Here is a 23138-nt window from a genome sequence, read left to right as displayed (position 1 = left end):
ACCTCAAATTTTTCTGAAAATAAGTTCTACCTAACTATTAAATCAATTTACTTCTTCCAGAGCCTTCGCTACTACCTTTTTTTGATGCTGTTCCTTTCAAGATTTAGAATTAGGAAGGGACTTATAAAAGGGCAAGGTATGAAGCCCGGCTTATGCAGTCCGGCTAACTTCTAAATCTTGTCCATTTGCATCTACTAAAAAAAGTAGCAGGAAAATGGAAAATTAGTTTTTAGGAAAGTCTATTTTAAAGAAAATCATATCTTTATAGCACAAAGACGATCAAATAATATGAAAGCTCTTTGTTTTATGAAGTTTGGTGAATCATTCGGTGAAACATCAAATTGATTTTCAGTGAAAGTACTGTGGATAGGGCGTTTGTTCTTGAATAAATTATCCTGCCACCCCGACCAAGACCATTACCAAATGGCATCAAAACCTGTTCATAGTATGATTTACAGGTTTTTTTGTTTTTAAGAATATCATAAGAATTGATATGTTTTGATTAAAAACGTCAACAAATCGGATAACAATTTGAAAAATCAAAAAGTGTTGACCAGATTTACAGCCAACGGTCTGCTAATCAATAAATAAATGTATCTTTATAAGTGATTTGACTTTCGTGTGATAACAACGAATTATTGTTAACTAAAAGACGAAATAATGAAAACATCTTCCACCTTCGGTATTTTGTTCTGGGCAGACTTCTCCAGAGCAAAAAATGACCAAGCATCAATTTACGCAAGAATTACGGTAAATGTAAACGAGCAACCATCAGTTTAAAACGAAAAGTTTTAGTGTCTGATTGGGATGTCCATAAAAACAGAGCTCGGGGAACAAATCAAAAATCAAGAATACTGAACAGTTATTTAGATGAAACCTACAACCATCTTTTTAAGTGTTATCGTGATTTAATGTCCGAACATAAATTGATTACTTCACAAGCTATTAAGGCAAGGTATTTTGGACAAGACGAAAATAATCAATCGATTATGGATATTATCAACTACCATAATGAGGATATGGCCGGAAAGCAAAAATGGGGAACACAAAAAAATTACTACACTACACAAGGTTATATCTCCAAATTTCTATCGAAATTCTATAAGACCACAGACCTTTATTTACGGGAACTCGATTATCACTTTATCATAAAGTTTGAGAAATATCTTCGAGACTACATACCGGAAGACCATCAAAAACCAATGGGCAATAATACCGTAATGAAGCACATTGAACGGTTTAGGAAACTGATAAATCTATCACATAAGTTAGGCTGGATAGAACGCGACCCTTTTATCAATTTCAAAGCTAAATTCATTAAAAACGAAAGAGGGTTTTTAAGTCTCGAAGAGCTTCAAGAGATAGAAAATAAACAATTTAGCATTCACAGATTGGAATTGGTTAAGGATTTGTTTGTTTTTAGTTGCTATACCAGTTTAAGCTATATCGATGTCATTCATTTAACTGCGGATAATATATGTATAGGAATTGATGGCGAACTTTGGATTTATTATAAACGGGAAAAAACAACAAAGCCCATCCGAATACCATTGTTTCCAAAGGCATTACAAATCATTGAAAAGTACAAGAGCAATCGAAAATCTATTGCCCAAGGAAGTATATTTCCTAAAATCTCAAATCAAAAACTAAATTCCTATTTAAAGGAAATTGCGGATGTCTGCGGTATTAAGAAGAACCTTACTTTCCACATTGCTAGACATACGTTTGCTACAACGGTAACATTGAGTAACGGGATGCCCATAGAGACGGTTTCAAAATTGTTAGGTCATTCCCGAATATCCACTACCCAAATTTACGCCAAGGTTATTGAACGTAAAGTTAGTGACGATATGCAAAAATTAAGGGCCCAATTCAACGAGATAGAAAACAAACCTATCTCAAAATTAGCATCACAAAATTCATAATATCCTAAATAGAAAGACAATGGAACTATCGATAATAAAAAATAAAATCCACAATATTCAAGGCAATAAAGTAATCCTTGATTTTGACCTCGCCGAACTATATGAGGTGGAAACCAGAGTGCTGAAACAAGCTGTTAGACGTAACCTTAAACGTTTTCCGGACGATTTTATGTTTCAGCTTTCAAAGGACGAGTGGAAAGAGGTTATCACAAATTGTGATAACCTTCCAGAGAACATCAAATTTAGTCCTGCCACTCCTTTTGCCTTTAGCGAGCAAGGTGTGGCAATGATTTCAAGTGTACTCAATAGCGACAAGGCCATTGACGTAAATATATCCATTATGCGTGCTTTTGTAGCTTTAAGACAGCATCTTACAGATTATAGCAATCTGAAAGAACATATTGCCCAACTCGAAAAAGAAATGAACATAAAATTCAAGGACATTCATCAGGCAATGAATTATTTGTTACAAAAGGACAAGGTACAAGTGAAACAGCAAAACAGGGAACGAATTGGTTTTAAAACTGACAGGAAAGATTAATAAATACTTCTCCAATATTTCAATATCAATAATTTTGTGAGTTGCTGTCCAATGGTTTTTCGTAATACTTTTTGCGCAACCAAAAAGAAACCCGAACCAATAAAATCAATGCAGGAACTTCAACCAATGGTCCAATCACTCCTGCAAATGCTTGTCCTGAATTCAGTCCAAAAACTGCTATTGCAACTGCAATAGCCAATTCAAAATTATTTCCTGCTGCCGTAAAAGCTACGGAAGTTGTCTTGTCATATTCTGCACCTGTCGCCTTGGTAACGAAAAATCCAATGATAAACATTAAAGTAAAATAGATAAGCAAGGGAATTGCTATAATCACGACATCCATCGGAATTTTTACAATGAGCTCGCCTTTTAAAGAAAACATTATTACAATCGTAAATAAAAGTGCAATCAAGGTAATTGGCGAAATAGTTGGGATAAACTTTTGGGTGTACCATTCTTCCCCTTTAAGTTTTACCAAAATCAGTCGGCTCAAAATTCCCATAACGAAAGGGATTCCCAAATAGATTGCAACACTTTCGGCAATCGTCGCTATCGAAATATCTACAATAGCACCTTCAAATCCAAAATAAGGCGGAAGGACGGTAATAAATATCCAGGCATAAAAACTATACGCAAATACTTGAAAAATACTGTTCAAGGCAACCAATCCTGCGCCATATTCGCTACTTCCTTCCGCAAGGTCGTTCCAAACCAAAACCATTGCAATACAACGAGCCAAACCAATCAAAATCAGTCCAACCATATATTCTGGATAATCACGTAAAAATATAATTGCCAAGACAAACATTAAAACGGGACCAATTATCCAGTTGAGTATAAGCGAAATGGAAAGGATTTTTGTATTCCTGAAAACTTTCGGCAAAAGCGAATAATTGACTTTTGCCAAAGGTGGGTACATCATTAAAATCAAACCGATGGCAATGGGTATATTGGTACTACCACTACTGAAGGAATTGACTATTTCTGGAAAGGATGGCGCAAAATAGCCGATGCCCACGCCCAATGCCATTGCTATAAAAATCCATAATGTTAGGTAGCTGTCGAGAAAGCTTAATTTTTTATTGGCCATATTATTTTTCGATATTTTTTTGATAGTCCTCTTCGCTCCAAAGATTTGAAAGTTCTTCCAAATCCTCATTTTTTATTTTAATCATCCAACCTTCCTCAAAAGGTTTATCGTTTACAAGCGTGGGGTTTTCCAGTAAATCCTTATTAATGGAAGTCACTTCGCCCGTTAAGGGCATAAACAAATCGCTAACTGTCTTTAATGCCTCTACAGAGCCAAAAACTTCGTCCTGGTTAAATTCATCGCAAATGCTTGGCAGGTCAACATAAACTATTTCCCCAAGCTCGCTTTGGGCAAAGGGGGTAATCCCAACCGCTCCGGTATCGTTTTCAATTTTTATCCAAGTGTGCTCTTTCGAAAAATATAGATTGTTAGAGGTTTCCATTTTTACAAGGTTTTAATATCCGTTTCTCAAATTGTCTGCATAACTGTTTGGCAAAATACTGTCTTCAATCGCTTTTGCTGCTTTTTCAATATCGTATTCAAATTTTACAAATTCCACCGAAATACTGTCCTTGTCCAAAACAGAAGCGTTTTCGTTGATTTCCAAAATAACATAGCTACCTCGGTTATCGCTGTCTTTTGGTTTGCCGATAGAACCTAAATTGATAGCGTGTCTATAATGTGGTGTGCTTTCATCTGCCGAATTGAAAATTCTGTGGTAAGGTTTATGGGTATGCCCAAAACACATAATGTCCGCATCGGCTTGTTCCATTATCCGCATCATACTTTTTTCAGCTCTGTCCTCAAAGAGATATTCGTTTATTTTTCGTGGACTGCCGTGCACCAACAATAAATTCAACTGGTCGTCATTCAGTTTAAATTCCACTTTAATGTGTGCTGGAAGCGTTCTTAAATAGGCTCTGTTATCATCGTTTATCAATTCATTGGTCAGCGAAATGGAAACCGCACCATTGGCTTTTTCTTCATCTGTCTTGTAGGCACAACCGCAATCATCACTTTTTCTGCCGATACCAAAATCATAGTTTCCTGCAATTGTTGGAATTTTTCTTTTTCTTATTTCTTGGACAACCTCATTTGGCCAAATATTGTAGCCCACTAAATCGCCAAGACAATAAATGGCGTCTGCATCCCTTTTATCCAAATCGTTGAAAAAGGCCTGCAACGCAGGTAAGTTTGAGTGAATATCACTAAACAGGATAATTTTCATAACTATTAATTTTTTTAAGTTTAACAACAACCGCTACCTGGTGCGCAAGAAATTGCGGTTTGAATGTCGGATAATTTCATTTTAGGTTTTTCTGTAGGAATACCACATTGGTCTTTAGCCAAACAGTCGGTTTGTTTGGATGTCAGCAAGAAATTCTTTCCGTCAAAATCAAGTCCGAATTTTCCAATTGTATCTGCTTGATATTCTACTTCAACTTCCAAATCGCCTATTTCCAATATTTTTTCGGAAAGCTCAATGATGTTCAACAGTTTGCTGGGGTGCAATCTGTGGTTATAATCATTCGCGTTCCACAGTTGAAAATTTGCAACTTCCTCTTTTCTTTCGGTTCCGCCACAATCAATGAAATGATTTGTGATTTTGCCCACTTCGGTAACGTGGAAGTGATTTGGGACCAAATCGCCATTTGGTAGTTGGAAGGCGATTTTATCCAACTGCGTAAGTTGGGCTTTGATTTGTGATAATTTCATAAAATTAATTTTATTGTTTTGTTTGCAATAGATTGTTTATTCGTGTTGCCATATAGAGCATTTCTCTTGGAATGCTTGATGTATCTGAAAAAAGCAATTCAATGTTGTTTTTAGTCTCGTCGTCAGATAAGTTTTCCAGATATATATTGAAAGTAGTCTCACTGCTTAAATTTAAGGATTGGAAAGACTTTGGATATACAATCCAATTGCCAGAACCGAAGTCAATCTTATAGGATATTGGGTTTTCCCCGCGCGTATTCCTTATACTAAAACCATATTCCTTTAATTCCGCAAGTTTTGACATAGGTTCAATTTTGGGCGAAATCCCTGCGGATTGGATATTGAACCTATCGCTATAGCCATAATATAGCATACCTGTTTGAAGCCATATCATTGCAAGTTGGCTAATTTCTTGATTGGTCTCATCAAGAAATAGCACGTCAACCTTTGTGCTGTCTTCTAACTTTTTGAATACTAAAAAACTAACTTGGTCAAGATATTTTAGTCTGTCCATTGGGATTTCAGGGAATGTATCGCCAATTTCAACCACGGATTTTTGAATTTTGCTCTTGAGCGTTTGTGCCTGAATTACTTGCTGAAAGCAAAGCAAAACTACCACGATTGGGATTGCTATTTTTGGTTTCATTACTATGGTACATTTATATATTCTTTTATCGCAATAAAACGATTAATTTGTTTAAATTTTTTTAGCAACATTCATCTTTTGGCAACAAATCCTGCCCTAAAAATTCGGACATAATCTCTTTCATTTCTGTCCAGTTTTCGGTGTTTATGCAATAGCAAACGCTTGTTCCGTCAACTGTTCCTTTGATTAATCCTAAATATTTTAGTTCCTTAAGGTGTTGCGAGATTGTTGGTTGTGCCAAACCAATTTCCTTGACCAAATCGCCACAGAAACACGTATCGATTTTAAAGAGGTGTTGCAGGATTGCCACTCTGGCGGGATGTCCAAATGCTTTTGCAAAAACCGAAATTTGGTTTTGTTGGTCTGTGAACATTTCTGTTTTGGCTAATCCCATTGTATTTTATATTGTTTCATTGCAATATTATGATTAAAGAACCGATTAAAAAAATAATTCTAAACTTTTCTAACAACAGCTCTTGTTTTCTTGAATTGGCGGACAAGGTACAGTTCCATAAGAGCAATAAACACAACAATCCCCTTCATTTGGTTTCAGAACTGTTTTACAATTCTCACACTCGTAAAAGAACTGACAAGCGTTTGTTGGCATATCTTCTACTTTCTTACGTCCACAGTTTGGACAGGTAATTTCTGATTTTAATATAGTTCCATTCAATTTTTTTTAGAGCATATGTGGTATGTCCGAAGCCAATGTTGGATATGAGAAAATCATTGTTCTAATATCATTAACCTTCATCTTTGTTTTTATGGCCATTGCGAAGAGATTTATGGTTTCTTCTGTATGTGGTCCAATTAAATGCGCTCCCAAAATTGTTCGGGTTTCCTCATCAATTATAGTTTTGAACGCATATTCTTCTGCATTCAAGCGTTTGGCATTGAACCAATTGCCAACCTCCTTATAATTTACCCGAATATTGTAATTAAGCTCTTTCGCTTTTGATTCTGTATAACCTACGGAAGCCATAGTAGGCAATGTGAAAACTACCGTTGGCATTGGCGGATAACTTATTTTCTTATGATTGCCTTTGATGATATTTGACGCAACGGTGTGGCCTTCCAAAACTGCAACTGGCGTTAAGGGCAAACCTTCTGAATCTGCTGCATCGCCTGCTGCATAAATATGAGGGTTTGAAGTACTTTGAAGGAATTCGTCCACCGTAACACCTTTTTTTGTAAAGGCTATCATTGCTTTGTCTAAATTCAAATCGAATATTGCAGGTGGTCGTCCGGCAGAATTAAATACGGCTTCGGCCTCAAAATATTCTGTTTTCTCTGCGGATTTACCTTTCACTCGATACTGGTTATCCACTTTCTCAATATCCGTTACTTCTGTATTAAGAATGAGTTTTACACCTAATTCTTTTGTGGCAGCAACAAGATGCTTTACTATATCCTTTTCAAAATTTTCCAAGGGGATTTCTCCACGATGAACAATAGTTACTTCTGCTCCAGATCGAGCCGCGATATGTGCAAACTCAAAAGCAATATATCCGCCACCAATGAACAATAAGGATTTGGGCAATTCTGCTAAATTCAAGAAATCGGTACTGGATTTGGCAAAATGACCACCTTCAAATTCTAAAACTCGTGGCTTCGAACCCGATGCGATTACAATTTTGTTAGCCTTTACTTTGTCGTTTCCAACTTCTAATGTGTTTTCTGACAGAAATTTTGCTGAACTATGAAAGGTGTCTATTCCGTTTTTTTTATATCCTTTTTCAATTTTTGGTGGCATTTCATCCACAAAGGATTGTTTAAAGGCCATTATGTCCTTCCAATTGACTTTAGGTATGGTATCAATGCCATTACCTTTAAGCCGTTTAGCAAAATCGCGAACCTCTGTTGCGCCAATGATTATTTTTTTTGGGTCACAACCTCTTAAAGCACAGGTGCCGCCATATGGTAATTCATCTGTTATCCCAACCTTAAGGCCTTTGGAAGCACATTTGTTGGCCACGGTCATTCCTGCCATTCCTGAACCAATAATAAATACATCATATTCTTTCATACTAATTGATTTTTTAGGCTCCGTAAAATCATCATTATGGCGATTTCATCGTACCAATTTTTAACTCGCACAGCAACTCAATTTAGAAACATCTTTTCCAAAGGTAATTGCTGCTAATTTTATGCCTTCACCCAGTGTTAAGTATGGGTAAAAACTTTCTGCCAAATCTTTTACTGTAATACCAAATTTAATAGCCATACTCAATTGTTGTATCAATTCGCCTCCTTCTGGTGCAATCACTCTTGCACCTATTAATTTATCGGTATCTGTATTTCTTATTAATTTTATAAACCCTCTGGTATCTTGTGCTGCCAAGGCTCTTGGAACATGTATTAAATCCAATTTTGATACTTCGAAAGGAATCCCTTTTGCTTCTGCTTCAATTTCGTCCATGCCTGCTCCTGCAATTTGTGGGTCTGTAAATACAACCCAAGGTAATGATGCATAATCAACACTGTTTTTCGACAATGAAAAGGCGTTATTGACTGCTATGCTACCTTCTTTTGCGGCAGTATAAACAAAGGCCGGTGTATTGGCGACATCACCTGCTGCATAAATAGTGGGAATATTGGTTTCCATTTTTTCATTGACTAGAATATGGCCTCTTTCGGTTAAATCAATATCAATGTTTTCAAGCCCTAATCTTGAAGTGTTGGGCTTGATGCCTGTAGCTACCAAAATCTTGCCTTTTTCAATAAGCTGCGTTGTCGTTCCGTCTGGACATTTGCAATGGATAATCGTGTTATCGCCATCTTTTTCAAATTTAAAGGCTCTGAAATTTGGCAAAAATTCAATGCCCTCACTTTTCATTTGAGCTTCCAATACATCGGTAATATCCTTGGTTTGGTTGCGCAATGGCCTATCGGTAAATTCTATGATACGCACTTTTACACCTAAACGATTGTATGCCATCGCAATTTCCAATCCAATATAACCAGCTCCCATTATGGTCAGGCTTTCCGGTTTTTCCTCTAAATCGAATAAAGACACATTGGTTAAGTAGCCTACATTTTTTAATCCTTCAATATTTGGGATATTTATGGTTGCTCCTGTGGCAATCAGGATATTGGTGGCTGTAAAAGTATCTTTTTCGTCTACAAGAATAGCATTGGTATCAACAAATTTTGCCCATCCTTTAAGCATGGTCAGGTTTTTAAAATCACTTACCACATCCATATATTTTTGCTGTTGCAGTGCAGCGACCAACTCTTTTTTATCTTTGATAACTTGCTTAAAATCAATCTCAACTCCTTTTGTTTTGATACCTTTAAAATTAGAGTGCGTAGCATGATATACTGTTTCGGCAGCCCGAATTAAATTTTTGGAAGGTACACAACCTACATTGACGCAAGTTCCGCCAAAGTCAAGACCACCATTTACCATTAGGGTTGTCAGTCCTAAACTTTCGGCTTTTATGGCTGCTGAAAATGCCGCAGAACCACCTCCTATGATTATTAAATCGTAATTGGTGTTCTCTTTGGAATTGTCTTTTTTTGTGGCATCGTCTAAAGTTGTTGTACTAAAATCTTCTTCTTCAACATCATTGACAACCGAATAATCACCGATACCATTAACAGCATTTATTACATCTGATTTGCTTAACTTATTGGTATCAATTGTAAATTCCCCAATCCCGGTTTCGTGATTTACGGCACTGCTTAAAAAGCCCTCTTTTGCATTTATTTCATTTTCTATACGTGACGAACAGCCACTACAGGTCATCCCGTTTATTCCTAATGTGATTTTTTCTATATTTTGTGACATATTTTTTTCATTTTTATTAGCAACACAAATTATTGAATAGTCCCTCATATTCAATTTTACCCATCAACCTATTCAAATAGTATTCAGGCTTTTCCTCAAAGGTGGAAATACAATGTGGGCAGCGACAAAATGGGATGTCCGTATCGTTATATGAAACCATAGTTGTCTGCTCCCTGCTTTTTTCCGCAAGACAAACCGGGCATACTACTATATCTTGAATTTCTTGTATATATCTTTCCGGATGCTCCTTAAAAATTGTGGCACATCCCGAACAGCAAAAGAAATACGATTGTCCATTATGTTCTATTAAAGCAGTGGACTTTTCCTTAATTCCCAATCTTACCAATGAACAACCACAAGTGGGACAAATTTTTGATTCCAATTTTTTCATTTTTATTCATAATAATTTAAACAATGAATGCTTTTTAATCCTGTTTTAGATTTTAAAACAGTTCTTTCAAAATAAAATGACAGAACCGTTTAGGTGCTAATTAATCAATTCCAATAAAAGAGGTTCTAATTTGAGGCCTAAACCTAATTTTTATGGAAAATTTCTTCATTTGTAGATATAGCTGAGCTTAATACAAAAATTATGCTTTATCCTTTAGTAATTCGACTTTATAGCCTTTCTTTTCTATGACAAGTTTTAAGGCTTCAATACTTGTTTTTGAATCATCAAACTCAATAACAGCAATATCTCCAGGATATTCAACTGAATGTTCTAAAACACCCTCCACTTCTTTTAAAGCATTATAAATTGCATTGGAACAACCAGCACAGGTAATCCCTGTGATTTTAAATTTGACCGTTTTTGAATTTAGTTTCTTTGAAGCAGCTTCCACAACTTGATTTGTGGCCTCATTACTTTGTGCTTTCACTTGAAAAGAAAACAGCATCAAAGCCAATATGGGTACTATTAATAGGTTTTTCATAATATGTAATTTTAAGTTTATTTATTAATCTTTTACAACTTTATATCCAGTTGAATTAATTGCTTTTTCTATATCATTTTTAGCCGTTTTTGATTTATCAAAAGTGACTGTGGCATTTTCATTGTCATAGCTTGCCGTAACAGAAATAATCCCGGAAAGTTTGTTCACTTCGTTTTCAACATGTGCCGCACAGCCGTTACAGGTCATTCCCTCAATATCAAAGTTTAGGGTTTCCACATTGGCTTCACTGACCACGACCACTTCCTTGTTATTATTATTGGGATAAAAGATGTGTGCATAATATGGAAAGCTAATTGAAATGGCTGCAAACAATGTGATCCCAATTAAAAACCCTTTGGTTTGATACCATTTTGGCTTTTCAATTTCACAGCAATCATCTACTTTTTTAGGTGTTAAATAAGCATACCAGGCGTAGCCAATGGCTATCACAGCCAATCCTATTAAATACGGTCTAAAAGGTTCCATCCAGGATAGCGCTGATGCACCTCCTCCCACACCTGCAATTAAAGCAATAACAGGTGGAATACAGCAGGATGATGCTGCAACAGCAGCAAACAAACCCGTATATGCTGCATTTTTTGATGTTTTTTCTGATTTCATTTTTTTAAATTTATGCTGTTTTTCTTTCTAATTTGATTGACTTAAAAATACTTTTCAAAATATCTGTTTCATCCTCGTTCAGAGAATAATAAAGCGTTTGGCCATCACGTCTCGCCGTAATAATTCCCGCGTCTTTAATTTTACGAATGTGCTGTGAAATTGCTGGAACACTCATTTTAAGAATGTCGGCTAAATCACAAGGGCAGAGTTCATTTTCCATATTTAATAAGAACAGGATTTTTAAGCGTACCTCATTGCCGGCAATGGATAAAAGTTTAGATGTGTTTTCAAAACTAATGTCCATACTGTTTAATGCGGACATACAATTAAACAGTTGCTTGTGGTTGGCTTCCGCTCGTGTACAGGTTATTTCTAATTTCATATTATTATGTTTTTTTATTATGTTTGGCGGGCAAATATATAATTAATTACGTATTTAAGCAAATACTTAAATATGTATTTTAAAATTTCTCGGAAAATTTTAGCTCTTTTGGTTTTTAGAGTGTTAGAGTAAGAGGTTGGGAAAAATAGATGCACTGTTTGTGGACTAGCTTTTCAACTTATAGTTGGTTTGTTTTAATTTGAACAAAAATGCTTTATTCTCTAAAATGAAATCATTAGACGATTTTTCAAAACCTTGTTTCTAAAACCACCTTTCGACCCCCTTTCAATTCCTTCAGCTCCTGCATCAGTTTTTCATTATCCCCTAAAACAAACTTGGGAAGCACATACACAAAGCGTTGGCTTTCCCCATCTGTAACGGATTGTGGTATTTTGTGTCTGTAAATCACTTCTTGTTGCAATCTTTGATAAGAAGCTTTGCGTTTGTTGTTCCCATTGGTTCTGTACACGTCGAGATAGTCTATTTCAAAATCGATTCCTGACTTGTTCTTGACCTCTATAACCAGATACACTTCAGAAGCATCAAAAGCAATTTTTTGCAATTGTACTTTGATGCCTTTTTTACGCTTGGTTTCAAGACGTTCAAAATTGGATTTTAATGAATACTCGCTGAATTTTTGAAAATGTGTTATTCTATTTGCATATTCGTTCAATGGCTTAAATTCTGGCTCCTGCTTAATCTTTATTGGAAGCTCGCTACCAATGCTTTCATTTTCGTTGATAAAATAATTCAGTTCTGGAAGTTTTTCAGAATACTTCAGAATATAAGAATAAACGCTACCATCACTTGAAACGGTCAATAGGTTGCTTTCCGTTCCAGGCTTCGCCTGTAACAATCCAAAGTATTGTTCCTTCTCACGATTGTATGTGAATACGAAATGGGAAGCTCCGGTGATGCCCTGTCGTATGGGATTGGGAAAAAATAAGGCAACGTTCTTCTGGTCGTTGGCGTAAATGGTGTCCAGCTGTTGCTGTGCTGAAATTGACATTGAAAAAATCAACGATAAAGATGTGATTAAAATTTTCATAAGAGTACGTTTTAACTAATTGCCCTTTAAGGGCTTTTCATAATAATAGTAAGTTTAATAATTGCCCATTAAAGGTTTTCCTTGGTATTTGGTTTTAGGCATTCTTAAAATGAGTTTGTAATTATCGGTTATCGTAACCTTTACGTTTTTGTGGTTACGTTGGAACATTTTTTTGAAACCGCTAACTTGCGGTACACCTGTAATGTTGATATCGTCCACCATATATCGCCAACAATTTCATTGGTAACTTCTGCTCTAAAACTGTTTTCAATATAAATTCCTTTACTACCATCCTGAAAATCATAAGCCTTTAACTTTACTGGCTGATGATTGCTGTTCTCAATGTCTATGATTGTGCGATTGGGCTTAAAATCAATAAATCCGTAAATGGGTGTGTTTTTGGAATAATGTTGCCCATAGACGGTAGCATCCTTTAATAATCGCATCTGTAAACGATAATTGGTTTTCACGGTCTGTGTGCCATCTACACGTACATAAATAAATTCATCTGTGTTTTTTGAATTCAAATCATCATTTTCAATGGGATGCGAGGCAAAAAAAAGTTGATGCTCCAAAGCACGTTCTTTGGCCTCAACATTCGTTTCTTTTTCTATAAAGGCATCCGTTGTGTCTTTTTCCTTCTTAACAGGTGGTTTTGGTGGATAGTATCTGGGATTGATATTTTCAAACGTTCTATCTGAATATCAAATCTGCCCTTGTTGGTAGATGCTATCTACCATCTGCATTTTTTTCTTATCCAATAAATTAGGGTCATATACGCCTGTGGAATCCAACAGCCGTTCATCATAAATACTCGGTGCATTGGTCTCCCTTACTTCCTTTAAATCGTTTAGGGCATCCAATTTGGAATCGTATTCCTTTTGGTCGTCTTCCAGTTCCGGTACGGGAATCTGGTTGTTTTCAATGGTCGGTTCTTCGTCTTTGCCCATAACGAGCATTGTATATCCTCCTATAAATAGCAGGATGCATACCAACACAATGGAAAAGACTATTTTATTTTTTCTACTTTCATAATTTTCTAATTTTCGTAAGGTGCTTTCAAAAAAGTTGGTAATCAGCAGTCCGTGGGTATTGTTTGGAAATTTTCTATCAACCTGAATCAAATTTCCAGTAGTGGTCAATTCATAGGTATCTGTAATAGTACCTCGATTGATTTCAAAAACGGTTTTGGTCTCAAACTTGCAGGGTTCGTTTTGAATATCAACTTTTGATTCAATATTCAATACTTTTTGAACTAACGAATACTGTAACAAACGGTTATACAGGCCATCGGCTTTTTTCTGTCAATACAAAGCATCTACGGAACTATTGCCCAACCATAAAGCTTTCTCCAAATTCTTTTCATAATTGCTGGCATCTATGTTGTAGAAATAGGTATGGAACAACTCCAATTGTGCCAAGACTTCAACTTTTATATTTTCTTGTTGGGATACCAGTTTGAGCGGAATAACGCTTCCTTCCGTATTGACCACAAAGGCATTGTTAACCGTTTCTTTATGCAGTTTTATGACCATCAATACGGAAATGATACAAGTCAGTACAGCTCCGATAACGACTGCTAACACAATAAAGCGATTGAGCTTTAATATGTAGTAAATATTCTTATATGGTGTTTTCATTTTTTGTATGATTGGTAATTGATAAATTTGCTTTAAGCACTTATCAGCCTGTAAAGAGTTTAAAAGTGAATGATGTTGCTCGTTTATATAATTTGAATTTCAGCAATACAATAAAACCGATAGACCCTAACTGAAAAAGCGGTGCGAAAAAATTACTACCCCAATCTGTACCAAATAAATCGCTCCAAAAATTGGTGTTGATTTCGGTATAGAGATTATTCACGAAAACATTGACCAGAAAAAAGGCAGGAACTAACATATAAACACCTGCATAAAGTTTGAAAAAGTTGTAGGCCAATGACCTGAACTTTTCAAAAACAGCCAAACTGATGACCAAAGGAAAAAATGCTTGCATTATGCCCAATAAAAAGAATCGCTCTGCAAGGAATAAGGGATAAATGAACAAATCCAGCAACCAGAGAAATATTCCGGCAACAAAGGATAGTATTTTTAGACCATATAAGGGTGTGACCAAAGCTTCGTAGAGCATCGCCATTGCTTTGGTGGCGGCATCCCAAGCACTTACATCCTGTTCGATGTCAATATCTTGCATCTGTAAAGGAAGGAGTGCGGGTGCCGTGTCCCGATATTGGTTTTCAATGGCCATCAAAATGGTGTCGAAAACACCCACTACCTGTGTAGAAAAAATCACTAAAATTACTATTGCAAAGTTTTTTGCCAGTTCCGCAGGGGTCCAACCCCAAGTGTAGCCTTCATTATTGGCAACGCCTTCATTGTATTTTTTTAGGATATTGATGAGAAAGAACAAGATGGCAAGGGTCTTCATCCCTGCAATAGTATATTGTGAGAAATCACTATTTTTTATCGTTTGAAAAATAGTGGCCACATATTCTAACCCTATGCCTAAAAAAATACCTGACATTAGTAATTGGTTTCTTGGTTTTTGATTTTGTGCTGCATTTCCCTAAATTGAATAATCTCCCGATAGCGTCTGGTTTTTGCCTCAATTTAAGCTACCATTTGCTTGGATTCCAATTCCTTTTCTTTGAGTACTTCTGCTCGTTCGGCATCGGTCACCTTCATATTGTCGCTGGACAGTATTTGGTCGATATATTCCATACCTGCCATAGAATTTTCAAGGATGGCATCAAAGGATTCTGAAATACGAGTAACTTCATCTGGTTTGATAAAAGGGGAATTGAGTATTTCCCTTAAATCATCCTATACAATATCAAACAGGCGTTGGTTATTTCTTGCCAATTCCCGAACTGCTTTAAGTTGTTTGATCACATCGTTTACCTTATCGATATTCTCTTTTTGGGTTTTAAGGAATTTTACCGTCTTCATTAAATTGGCGGTCTGTTTACCAGATTCCAACAATGATTTTACAAAAGAGATAAAGTTTGTATTGTCATACACAGGCATCCCCTGGGCCGAAGCGTTACTTCCAATTAGCACTACAAATAGTGCGGATAATAACTAAGCGTTCGTGTGGCCGGTACGGCCTAACATGAACGCCCTGTTGACTAAACCGGTTCTTTGCCGATTAGCCCTATATGGGGATTAGTTTGTTTTGAGGGGGTAAAGTTTGTTAGGTAGGACACCTAACTGGATGTCGGGTTATTGTTATTGACCGAAGGTGCAACTCCTTTTTGTAATGTTTTCCATAGCACTTTTGGTATTTCATGCTATTTTGATCGGATTAGGCCATAGGCGTCCTATTACGCCTTTAAGGATCATTTTTTCATATTCCGTTTTGTTTTTGCTTTTTCAATTTTTCCATCCAATATTCTGGTGGACCACGTGCCGTAAAGATGTTAAGGGTCACTAATGTTCCTTTCTTGCAAACCAGGCACAGCCGGTGTTGTAATGGTTTTTGTTTTTGGAGTTGTACCCGCCCCAGGCTTTGCCGTAGCTGGGTAAGCGTGATTTTCTTGTGGTAGGAGCTCAAGATCCCGTAATGGCGGATGCGTGCAAAGCCTTTGGGGAGGACGTGCAGGGCGAACCGCCTGATGAACTCTTGGTCGGACAAACGTAGTAAGGACCTCTTTCCCCCGTGCCGGTAATCCTTTACGGCAAAAGTAACGCCCTTGTTGTCCAGCTCTTTTATGCGATGGTTGCCAATGGCGATCTTGTGGGTGTAACGTCCCAAGTATCCCACCACTTGAGAAGGGCCAAAAAAAGGACGCTTACAGTAAACTGCCCAATTGCTTTTGAACAGGCTTTCATAGAAGGCAATGGATCGCGGCTTCAGTTCCTTGCGCAGGGCAGCTACAAAACGAGCCCTAAATACGGTGCTCCTGGCCTTTACCGGAAACAAGTATGTGCCTTTGCTCCTGGCCGACTTCCATTTGCCGGATTTGGTAATGCCTCCACCGGGAACAATGCAATGCAGGTGTGGGTGTAGGGAAAGGTTTTGTCCCCAGGTATGCAGGATAGCGATCATACCGGGATTGGCCCCGATGAACTTTGGGTTTGCAGAAAAACCTTTTATTACCTGCCATGCTGTTTTGAACAGTAAGCTGTACATCAGTTTTGGTTCATACAGGCAGGCCCGGTTAAGCTCAGGGGGAAGGGTAAACACCACGTGGAAGTACGGCACGTTAAGTAATTCTTCCTCCCTTGCCCGTATCCATTCTTCCCTCTTGTGTCCCTGGCACTTGGGACAATGACGGTTCCGGCAACTGTTGTAGCTCAGGTGCAGGCGGTGACAGCCCGGATTGTTGCAACGGTCAATGTGGCCGCCAAGGGCAGCGCTGCGGCATTTGCGCAAGGCGTGGAGGGTACGAAGTTGCCAGCTATTGGCACAATAACCGGCCAGGCCTTCCCTGTTGCGTTCCAACACCTGGGCTACTTCGTAAGCAGCACGTTTCACGCTTGCTCTTTGCAAAGCCGCTCCAGTGTGGATATTACGGTTTGAATCGGGTTCTTCGTCACTTTTGGTGAAAAAATCATTAATTATTTACACGATCTAATCGAGTGGGACATACCCTTTTCCGTTTTGGGACTCCAGCCCAATCTTTTCAAGTAATTTATATATAGTTGTGGCTGTAAATTCGGTTTTATATTCTTTATTGATCCATTTCAAAAGTAAAGGCCCTGTCCATCGCTTGGATGTGTACCCATATTCAGATGGAGCGGTATTCAAAATAGTCTGCCGAATATGATCTAATTCTTTTTTGTTTAAGCTAGCTTTTCTACCACGCCCCACTTTGTCTTTGAGCCCTTCTATTCCCTGATGTTTAAATCTATGTACCCAGTTTAGCACCTGTTTAAAGCTTACCTGATAGATATCGGCCACCTCTCTGCTGGATTTTCCCTGGTGGATCAGGTAAACCATTTGCAACCTTAGAGCTACTCTATATTCTTGTCTGCTTTTGAGAATATTTTTGATCTCTTGAGGGTTTAATTCTTTCGGGTCTAACGTGTTTTTTGCCATTATTTTTCTTCTAAAAGAATATAAATATACACATTAATTGTGTAATTTAATAGGGTGTTTTTAAACTATGTACTATGCTTTCCTGCAAATTAAAAATTAAGCAAATTGCTGTATTCCATACTGATACAAAAATCATTTTCTCTATTCTTCCAAAACAAAAGCGCAGTAGCTGCCCTTTATGTAACAAATATGGCAATCGTATTCATAGTCATTATGTTCGAAGTTTAGCAGATCTTCCAATATCAGGAAAATTGGTGCAATTACAGCTCAGGGCAAGAAAGTTTTTCTGCCGTAATAAAAGCTGTCCGCGAAAAATATTTACAGAACGCTTTAGCCAGGATATTCTGCCTTATGCAAGGCGCTTATGCCGTTCCATTGATGTGCTGCGTAGCATAGGCCTGGAAGTAGGTGGAAACAAAGGGGCATTGATTAGTCGTATTGCAGGTAACCCGGTGAGTTCCTCGACCATCTTGCGCCTAATTCAACAGTTGGAAATAGAAGGGACAACTACTACTTCTGGAGTCATAGGAGTGGATGATTGGGCATTTAAGAAAGGAAGGAACTATGGGACCATCATTGTAGATCTTGAACGTAAGAAGGTTGTCGACTTATTACCGGATAGAGAAGCAGATACGTTGAAGCAGTGGCTTCTAAAGCATCCAGAAATTCATACAGTATCACGGGATCGCGCCAGTGCCTATTCGAAGGGAACTAAAGAAGGTACCAAAGAGGCCATCGAGGTAGCTGACAGATATCACCTCCATGTAAACCTTAGGGATGCTTTTAAAAGGGTACTTCACAAGCACAGTACAACTTTGAAAGCGGCCTTTATAGCTTTTAGCCGTCCGGGCAATAGAGAACCTCTATTGGAAGAAGAAAAGGCTCGTTCACTGCCAACACCTAAATGTACATCAAACTCACAGCGACAAATGAAATTTGAAAAGGCAAAGGAACTTCATCAGCAAGGATATAGGATAAAAACAATTGCCAAAATGCTTCAAGCCGGCCCCCGAACCATCGGGAAGTACATTCAGCATGATGAATTCCCGAAACGACAAGCGCCTGTACCACAAGTAACTATGACTAATTTTCATGAGTTCAGGGAATACCTTCCGAAATTTTACGGGAAACAGGACTATCCAACCTTATACAAAAATATCCGCGATAAAGGGTTTAATGGGAAGTATACCCAATTTTGCAGTAATATGAATCAGTTTATTAAGCCTGACTCTGACAATATTTTTTTTGCCAAAATTATCACCAATAAAAACCTGGTCAACCTCGAAGATTTCCTTTATGGTATTACAGCCAGAAGACCGATTAAAAAAGACGGATCAGGCTTTTCTGAAATTCCTGTATAACAAAGCGCCGGAAATTAAAGCCGCCGTAGAAATGGCCGTGCAATTTAAAAGCCTCTTCAAAAATAAAGAGGAAGGACCATTAGAAAGTTGGTTAACCCGCGCACTGCAACCTGAATCAGAATTACGGAGTTTTGCCCAAGGGGTCAAACACGATTATAGTGCCATAAATCAAGTGGTAATATCAGTCATAAGTAATGGGCAGGTGGAAGGACAGGTCAATAAATTGAAAAATATCAAACGAATGATGTATGGCAGAGCCAACTTTCCGCTTCTAAAGAAAATGGTATTACATGAAAGTATGGTTCACCAAAAGTGACGAAGAACCCAATAAGGCTCGAAACCACCCCGGCTCTACCTTTTTATACCATTACCAGGAATATGTGCAGCAGGCTAAAGATCCTTATGGCTATACCAGTTTATGGAACATTATTGGCGTAAATATGCCAGGGAGAAAGGCTCGATGAAGCTTGAGCATGACCCTGGGAAAGAACTATTTATTGATTTTGCAGGCAGAAACTTCATATTATTGATAAGGAAACCGGGGAGGTGATCCCCGGTAGAAGTATTTGGTATACAGCCATTACAACAAGAATTGCCAGCATCAATAGGCGAAAAAGCCTGAACAGCTGGCATAGTCATTAAAAAAATTACATAAAACGATAATATGTAAGCAATCAGTTTCATTAATTTTCAAATATACTAATTAAAGAAGATACTTATATCTAAAACCCCCAATTCATTATCTTGAGCCAATACCTTTTATAAAAGAACAAAACTAAAAAGCAGTTTATCTACCTTCTCAAATTCACCGAGATGTTATCTCGGGAGTAAATTTTAGATTGACTCTACTACAGCGTTAATTTTTCTTATCTATAAATTTCCAGAGAAGATAAACTAAAAGGATTGCCACAAAACCCATAGAAACATCATAATCATTATTTTTAATTAAAATCAAATTTGGATTGTCGTATTTAAACAAAAAAACGGAAATTATTTGATGAGTTTCAATACGGTAGTTTAATTTTTAATCTCCAAGTAAAAGGTTTATAGAATTTTCAACAAAAAAAATACTATCAGCGGTCTCTATGGCAACATCGCTTCACAAACTAATCTATAACTAAAACATATTGATACAAAATCATTTATTTCAAATTCACAATGGGTAGCAAGAATTACCTAAAACGAAATGACTTTAATTATTTTTAATGGTCTTTAGTTCTGGCATCCTAAATTTGATTACCATTGCCGAAACTATGGTTATGGCACCTATAGACAATATTGCCATCGACACACCGAATAAATCCGCAATGATCCCAGAAACTATTGCTCCAATAGCATATCCCAAATCTCGCCATAGCCTAAAAGTACCTATGCTTTCGGCACGTTGGGCTGGGCTCGTGGCAGCTGCAATTGTAGACAAGAATGTAGGGTAGACCAGCGCAGTACCAATCCCCAACGCAAAGGTTAAGGCAATTAGCATTATGTAGCTCTCTGTAATGAAGGGTAAAATTAAAATGGCAAAACCTTGCAAAAGCATTCCCCAAAACAACATCGCCTTTTTTGAATATATATCTGACATCCTACCAGTAAATAATTGTCCCAATCCCCAAACCGTAGGGTAGATAGCTGTTATAATCCCTATATTTTGGGAATCATAATTGGCTTGAAGCAAAATTATGGGCAATAGCCCCCATATCATTCCGTCATTAAGGTTTGTTCACCAGACCTGCTTGGCTCACTGAGCTAAGTGTTTTATCTTTTAATGTGGTTTCCCAAAATATATTCTTTAGTTCGGTTGAATTATCATCTTTACTTTCTAAGGCAACAAATTTGCTCGTATCATTTATAAAAAATAGACTCAATAAAAATCCTATTATAGATATAACTATTCCTATGTAAAACGGATAAGGGGTAATACCATATCGGTCTGCCACGTAACCTGAAAGGAATGCCACTATACCGATGGCAAAATAACCTGCAAATTCATTGAGTCCCATTGCCAGACCGCGATTTTTCTCTCCTACAAGGTCAATTTTCATTACCACCGTACTGCTCCAAGTCAGACCTTGGTTGATTCCTAAAAGAAGATTGGCAACTATTACCCAGTTCCAACCGTTTGCGTTCATCAAAATAAAAGGAACAGGAATGGCAAATAACCACCCAATAACCAATAAATTTTTCCGACCTATGGCATTTGCCAAACGCCCAGTAAAGTAATTGGTCAGAGCCTTGGTAATTCCGAAGGCTGTTATGAATGAAAGTATGGCTGTTTTTGATTCAATCCCAAAAACTTTTTGTGCATATTCAGGGAATATGCTGCGTTCCAACCCTATCATACCGCCAACAAAGGCGCTTACCAAAACCAACAGCGAAAACTGCTTCCAGTTCTCTCTTAAGCCTAAGCGAGTATCCATAGAAAACTATTTAAATTTTTCGATATCATCGCTTAGGTCATATACCTTAGTTCCAGGAATCTTATTTTTGAGTATGCTACTTCCTGCGGCACTTCTATAACCGCCCGCACAATGTACCACTATAGGTTTTCCAGTTGAAATTTCATTTGCCGTTTTCCGTAAATCATTTAAGGGATGGCTCAAGGCATTTTTAAAGAACTTGCCTTCCTCTACCTCGCCTTTATTGCGTATATCAACGATTGTATAGTTATCAGGGTGTTTTTCAAAGTCATTTAAGTCCAATGATTCCATCGTTTCAAGATTCATAGTGTCTGACGTGGCGACGGACAAAAGATTCACTTCATAACCTATTACTGCCACCCTTTCAAGTATTTCCTCTAAATCTTTTGGATGATCGATGACTAAATTAAATTTTTCGTCAGGTTCAACGATGGCTCCTAACCAAGTCTCGAACTTTGCACTTTCGGAAGCTGCTTGAATGTTTAAACTTCCTTTTATATGTCCTCTTTTAAAGGTTGCTTCATCCCGAATATCTATGACCAATGCTCCGTTATCAATGGCTCCATTTAACTTGAACGGAATTTTTGCAAGTGCATTACGCAAGATGGGGGCACCTGTTTTATTGGTGTCAACATTATAGCCAAAATAGGAGGGGATGAATGGTTGACCATCGAGAAGGGAATCGATGAATTTTTCTTTGGTCTCTACTTTGAACGCCCAGTTGCCCATACGCTCATTAGTACTACTTTTATCGCTACTTATATAATTCCCGTGAGTTGGGTAAACCAGTGCATCGTCTGGTAATCCTGTAAATTTATCCTGTATTGTTTGAAACATCATCTCGGCGAGCTCTCGACGTTTAGCTTTCATATTTCCAGCTTTTTCCCTTAGGTCTGGTCTTCCTACATCTCCTATAAATAGCGTGTCCCCTGTGAAAAGTGCCACCTTTTTTCCATCTTTCGCTACTATCGTTATGCTATCAGGGGAATGGCCTGGGGTGTTAATGGCGGTAATCTCAATTTCCCCTATTTGTAAGGTATCCCCTTCATCAAAGGGACGATGTGGGTAATCTGCTCCTACCTTGTTACTTACATAGATTGTCGCACCCGTTTCTTTGTGCATCTGTAGGTGCGAAGAAACAAAATCTGCGTGCGGGTGTGTTTCAAAAACAGCAACTATTTTGGCATGTTCGCTTTCGCGAAAGCATAATATTTCATCGGGTTGCGCTCTGGGTCGACAACCACCATTTCTCCATTGCTGACAATAGCATATGAAAAATGCGCTAGTGGTTCGTATTCAAACTGTTTAATTTTCATAATATCTAATTTTTACTCAAAAGTAAGATTTGAATGGGCTTTTTCAGTAACCTATGATACATAAGTACTTATTAACTAAAATGATTTTTTCGCTCGCTCATTCTTTCCGGTAGTTACTGTATTTAGGAAAAAAGGGATAATTTATCTGCTCATTAAAGGTTGTAGGAAATTCATCGCCATCTTTAAAACCCAGTTTGGACTTGAATAAAACTTCGGTGTAACGATATTTTATGTTCCTGTTCCATTTTTTTTAGCAAGCGTGAAATTACAACTCTGCTCGTATGCAAATCTTCAGCAATTTCTTGATGCGTAGTATGAATATGATTGTTGTTGAGTATTGCTATTTTGTTTTGAATATAATTTTTCAGCCTTTCTT

26 protein-coding genes and 4 pseudogenes are annotated in these 23138 nt (G+C 37.4%); 6 read left to right on the top strand and 24 right to left on the bottom strand.

Annotated elements, in window-relative coordinates; genetic code table 11:
* Positions 1-794: 794 nt before the first annotated feature.
* From JM83_RS19745 to JM83_RS00135, 3 genes and pseudogenes are all read left to right on the top strand, one after another.
* Positions 795-890: pseudogene (locus tag JM83_RS19745) on the top strand (hypothetical protein); the annotation flags it as partial.
* Between the two features lie 21 nt (positions 891-911).
* On the top strand, positions 912-1925 hold the full coding sequence (locus JM83_RS00140; protein WP_315897837.1) for a site-specific integrase: 1014 nt from the start codon (positions 912-914) through the stop codon (positions 1923-1925).
* A gap of 19 nt (positions 1926-1944) precedes the next feature.
* Positions 1945-2466, top strand: a complete 522-nt coding sequence (locus JM83_RS00135) for an ORF6N domain-containing protein (RefSeq protein WP_144958302.1) — start codon at positions 1945-1947, stop codon at positions 2464-2466.
* 25 nt (positions 2467-2491) lie between these two features.
* On the opposite strand, the gene arsB is transcribed toward JM83_RS00135, so the two are convergent.
* From arsB to JM83_RS00035, 20 genes and pseudogenes are all read right to left on the bottom strand, one after another.
* Complete coding sequence (gene arsB / locus JM83_RS00130) at positions 2492-3556, bottom strand: ACR3 family arsenite efflux transporter (RefSeq protein ID WP_144958301.1); 1065 nt, start codon at positions 3554-3556, stop codon at positions 2492-2494.
* Between the two features lies 1 nt (position 3557).
* Positions 3558-3938 carry a glycine cleavage system protein GcvH gene (gcvH, locus tag JM83_RS00125; RefSeq protein WP_144958300.1) on the bottom strand — a complete coding sequence of 127 codons (381 nt, stop codon included), beginning with the start codon at positions 3936-3938 and terminating at the stop codon, positions 3558-3560.
* A gap of 12 nt (positions 3939-3950) precedes the next feature.
* Positions 3951-4724: a metallophosphoesterase family protein gene (locus tag JM83_RS00120; RefSeq protein ID WP_144958299.1), complete on the bottom strand. Its 774-nt coding sequence runs from the start codon at positions 4722-4724 to the stop codon at positions 3951-3953.
* Between the two features lie 20 nt (positions 4725-4744).
* Positions 4745-5212, bottom strand: a complete 468-nt coding sequence (locus JM83_RS00115) for a DUF6428 family protein (protein WP_144958298.1) — start codon at positions 5210-5212, stop codon at positions 4745-4747.
* A 10-nt stretch (positions 5213-5222) separates the two neighbouring features.
* Positions 5223-5858 carry a hypothetical protein gene (locus JM83_RS00110; protein WP_144958297.1) on the bottom strand — a complete coding sequence of 212 codons (636 nt, stop codon included), beginning with the start codon at positions 5856-5858 and terminating at the stop codon, positions 5223-5225.
* A gap of 61 nt (positions 5859-5919) precedes the next feature.
* The gene (locus JM83_RS00105) at positions 5920-6252 is read right to left on the bottom strand and encodes an ArsR/SmtB family transcription factor (protein ID WP_144958296.1); all 333 of its coding nucleotides are present in this window, start codon (positions 6250-6252) and stop codon (positions 5920-5922) included.
* A gap of 69 nt (positions 6253-6321) precedes the next feature.
* Positions 6322-6531 carry a GDCCVxC domain-containing (seleno)protein gene (locus JM83_RS19325; RefSeq protein WP_144958295.1) on the bottom strand — a complete coding sequence of 70 codons (210 nt, stop codon included), beginning with the start codon at positions 6529-6531 and terminating at the stop codon, positions 6322-6324.
* A 6-nt stretch (positions 6532-6537) separates the two neighbouring features.
* Entirely contained in the window at positions 6538-7884 is a 1347-nt protein-coding gene (locus tag JM83_RS00095; protein ID WP_144958294.1) for a dihydrolipoyl dehydrogenase family protein, read from the bottom strand.
* A 60-nt stretch (positions 7885-7944) separates the two neighbouring features.
* A complete protein-coding gene (merA, locus tag JM83_RS00090; RefSeq protein ID WP_144958293.1) occupies positions 7945-9648 on the bottom strand; it encodes a mercury(II) reductase in 1704 nt (567 codons plus the stop codon).
* 16 nt (positions 9649-9664) lie between these two features.
* The gene (locus JM83_RS00085; protein ID WP_144958292.1) at positions 9665-10039 is read right to left on the bottom strand and encodes a YHS domain-containing protein; all 375 of its coding nucleotides are present in this window, start codon (positions 10037-10039) and stop codon (positions 9665-9667) included.
* 199 nt (positions 10040-10238) lie between these two features.
* Positions 10239-10580 carry a heavy-metal-associated domain-containing protein gene (locus JM83_RS00080; RefSeq protein WP_261376285.1) on the bottom strand — a complete coding sequence of 114 codons (342 nt, stop codon included), beginning with the start codon at positions 10578-10580 and terminating at the stop codon, positions 10239-10241.
* Between the two features lie 24 nt (positions 10581-10604).
* A complete protein-coding gene (gene merTP, locus JM83_RS00075; protein WP_144958290.1) occupies positions 10605-11201 on the bottom strand; it encodes a mercuric transport protein MerTP in 597 nt (198 codons plus the stop codon).
* Between the two features lie 10 nt (positions 11202-11211).
* The gene (locus tag JM83_RS00070) at positions 11212-11583 is read right to left on the bottom strand and encodes an ArsR/SmtB family transcription factor (RefSeq protein ID WP_144958289.1); all 372 of its coding nucleotides are present in this window, start codon (positions 11581-11583) and stop codon (positions 11212-11214) included.
* 247 nt (positions 11584-11830) lie between these two features.
* On the bottom strand, positions 11831-12631 hold the full coding sequence (locus JM83_RS00065; protein WP_144958288.1) for a DUF4138 domain-containing protein: 801 nt from the start codon (positions 12629-12631) through the stop codon (positions 11831-11833).
* Between the two features lie 140 nt (positions 12632-12771).
* Positions 12772-13245 (bottom strand): conjugative transposon protein TraM, encoded by a 474-nt coding sequence (gene traM / locus JM83_RS19710; RefSeq protein ID WP_315897855.1) that lies wholly within the window; start codon positions 13243-13245, stop codon positions 12772-12774.
* A 420-nt stretch (positions 13246-13665) separates the two neighbouring features.
* Positions 13666-14271: pseudogene (locus JM83_RS00055) on the bottom strand (conjugal transfer protein TraK); the annotation flags it as partial.
* Between the two features lie 43 nt (positions 14272-14314).
* Positions 14315-15154 carry a hypothetical protein gene (locus JM83_RS00050; RefSeq protein WP_144958287.1) on the bottom strand — a complete coding sequence of 280 codons (840 nt, stop codon included), beginning with the start codon at positions 15152-15154 and terminating at the stop codon, positions 14315-14317.
* Positions 15154-15657, bottom strand: a pseudogene (locus tag JM83_RS00045) (conjugal transfer protein). The gene JM83_RS00050 and the pseudogene JM83_RS00045 overlap by 1 nt, the downstream one beginning before the upstream one ends.
* 319 nt (positions 15658-15976) lie before the next feature.
* Complete coding sequence (locus JM83_RS00040; RefSeq protein WP_144958286.1) at positions 15977-17107, bottom strand: IS91 family transposase; 1131 nt, start codon at positions 17105-17107, stop codon at positions 15977-15979.
* 96 nt (positions 17108-17203) lie between these two features.
* Positions 17204-17671, bottom strand: a complete 468-nt coding sequence (locus JM83_RS00035; protein ID WP_144958285.1) for a helix-turn-helix domain-containing protein — start codon at positions 17669-17671, stop codon at positions 17204-17206.
* Positions 17672-17745: 74 nt separating this feature from the next.
* Between JM83_RS00035 and JM83_RS00030 the strand changes: the two genes are divergently transcribed.
* From JM83_RS00030 to JM83_RS19050, 3 genes are read left to right on the top strand one after another with little or no spacing between them, the layout of a single operon-like run.
* Positions 17746-19032 carry an ISL3 family transposase gene (locus JM83_RS00030; RefSeq protein WP_144958284.1) on the top strand — a complete coding sequence of 429 codons (1287 nt, stop codon included), beginning with the start codon at positions 17746-17748 and terminating at the stop codon, positions 19030-19032.
* Positions 18968-19348 carry a transposase gene (locus JM83_RS00025; protein ID WP_144958283.1) on the top strand — a complete coding sequence of 127 codons (381 nt, stop codon included), beginning with the start codon at positions 18968-18970 and terminating at the stop codon, positions 19346-19348. The genes JM83_RS00030 and JM83_RS00025 overlap by 65 nt, the downstream gene beginning before the upstream one ends.
* On the top strand, positions 19323-19496 hold the full coding sequence (locus JM83_RS19050) for a hypothetical protein (RefSeq protein WP_186434922.1): 174 nt from the start codon (positions 19323-19325) through the stop codon (positions 19494-19496). Before JM83_RS00025 ends, JM83_RS19050 begins: the two co-directional genes overlap by 26 nt.
* A gap of 728 nt (positions 19497-20224) precedes the next feature.
* On the opposite strand, the gene JM83_RS19270 is transcribed toward JM83_RS19050, so the two are convergent.
* From JM83_RS19270 to JM83_RS00005, 4 genes and pseudogenes are all read right to left on the bottom strand, one after another.
* The gene (locus JM83_RS19270) at positions 20225-20731 is read right to left on the bottom strand and encodes an MFS transporter (RefSeq protein WP_222430204.1); all 507 of its coding nucleotides are present in this window, start codon (positions 20729-20731) and stop codon (positions 20225-20227) included.
* 7 nt (positions 20732-20738) lie between these two features.
* Positions 20739-21446, bottom strand: coding sequence for an MFS transporter (locus tag JM83_RS19265; RefSeq protein WP_222430202.1), 708 nt, complete (start codon positions 21444-21446; stop codon positions 20739-20741).
* 6 nt (positions 21447-21452) lie between these two features.
* A pseudogene (locus tag JM83_RS00010) lies at positions 21453-22762 on the bottom strand (MBL fold metallo-hydrolase).
* Positions 22763-22944: 182 nt separating this feature from the next.
* A partial coding sequence (locus JM83_RS00005; protein ID WP_144958282.1) for a helix-turn-helix domain-containing protein occupies positions 22945-23138 on the bottom strand: 194 nt, incomplete at its 5' end.

This window comes from Gillisia sp. Hel_I_86 (assembly GCF_007827275.1).
Taxonomy (GTDB): domain Bacteria; phylum Bacteroidota; class Bacteroidia; order Flavobacteriales; family Flavobacteriaceae; genus Gillisia.
The sequence above is the reverse complement of the archived record's forward strand: the minus strand, read 5'-3'. Positions and strand labels throughout refer to the sequence as shown.

Coding starts and splice junctions, on each gene's coding strand:
- JM83_RS00140 (WP_315897837.1), top strand. CDS start 912: ATGTCCGAACATAAATTGATTACTTCACAAGCTATTAAGGCAAGGTAT.
- JM83_RS00135 (WP_144958302.1), top strand. CDS start 1,945: ATGGAACTATCGATAATAAAAAATAAAATCCACAATATTCAAGGCAAT.
- arsB (WP_144958301.1), bottom strand. CDS start 3,556: ATGGCCAATAAAAAATTAAGCTTTCTCGACAGCTACCTAACATTATGG.
- gcvH (WP_144958300.1), bottom strand. CDS start 3,938: ATGGAAACCTCTAACAATCTATATTTTTCGAAAGAGCACACTTGGATA.
- JM83_RS00120 (WP_144958299.1), bottom strand. CDS start 4,724: ATGAAAATTATCCTGTTTAGTGATATTCACTCAAACTTACCTGCGTTG.
- JM83_RS00115 (WP_144958298.1), bottom strand. CDS start 5,212: ATGAAATTATCACAAATCAAAGCCCAACTTACGCAGTTGGATAAAATC.
- JM83_RS00110 (WP_144958297.1), bottom strand. CDS start 5,858: ATGAAACCAAAAATAGCAATCCCAATCGTGGTAGTTTTGCTTTGCTTT.
- JM83_RS00105 (WP_144958296.1), bottom strand. CDS start 6,252: ATGGGATTAGCCAAAACAGAAATGTTCACAGACCAACAAAACCAAATT.
- JM83_RS00095 (WP_144958294.1), bottom strand. CDS start 7,884: ATGAAAGAATATGATGTATTTATTATTGGTTCAGGAATGGCAGGAATG.
- merA (WP_144958293.1), bottom strand. CDS start 9,648: ATGTCACAAAATATAGAAAAAATCACATTAGGAATAAACGGGATGACC.
- JM83_RS00085 (WP_144958292.1), bottom strand. CDS start 10,039: ATGAAAAAATTGGAATCAAAAATTTGTCCCACTTGTGGTTGTTCATTG.
- JM83_RS00080 (WP_261376285.1), bottom strand. CDS start 10,580: ATGAAAAACCTATTAATAGTACCCATATTGGCTTTGATGCTGTTTTCT.
- merTP (WP_144958290.1), bottom strand. CDS start 11,201: ATGAAATCAGAAAAAACATCAAAAAATGCAGCATATACGGGTTTGTTT.
- JM83_RS00070 (WP_144958289.1), bottom strand. CDS start 11,583: ATGAAATTAGAAATAACCTGTACACGAGCGGAAGCCAACCACAAGCAA.
- JM83_RS00065 (WP_144958288.1), bottom strand. CDS start 12,631: ATGAAAATTTTAATCACATCTTTATCGTTGATTTTTTCAATGTCAATT.
- JM83_RS00050 (WP_144958287.1), bottom strand. CDS start 15,154: ATGTCAGGTATTTTTTTAGGCATAGGGTTAGAATATGTGGCCACTATT.
- JM83_RS00035 (WP_144958285.1), bottom strand. CDS start 17,671: ATGGCAAAAAACACGTTAGACCCGAAAGAATTAAACCCTCAAGAGATC.
- JM83_RS00030 (WP_144958284.1), top strand. CDS start 17,746: ATGCTTTCCTGCAAATTAAAAATTAAGCAAATTGCTGTATTCCATACT.
- JM83_RS00025 (WP_144958283.1), top strand. CDS start 18,968: ATGGTATTACAGCCAGAAGACCGATTAAAAAAGACGGATCAGGCTTTT.
- JM83_RS19050 (WP_186434922.1), top strand. CDS start 19,323: ATGAAAGTATGGTTCACCAAAAGTGACGAAGAACCCAATAAGGCTCGA.
- JM83_RS19270 (WP_222430204.1), bottom strand. CDS start 20,731: ATGATATGGGGGCTATTGCCCATAATTTTGCTTCAAGCCAATTATGAT.
- JM83_RS19265 (WP_222430202.1), bottom strand. CDS start 21,446: ATGGATACTCGCTTAGGCTTAAGAGAGAACTGGAAGCAGTTTTCGCTG.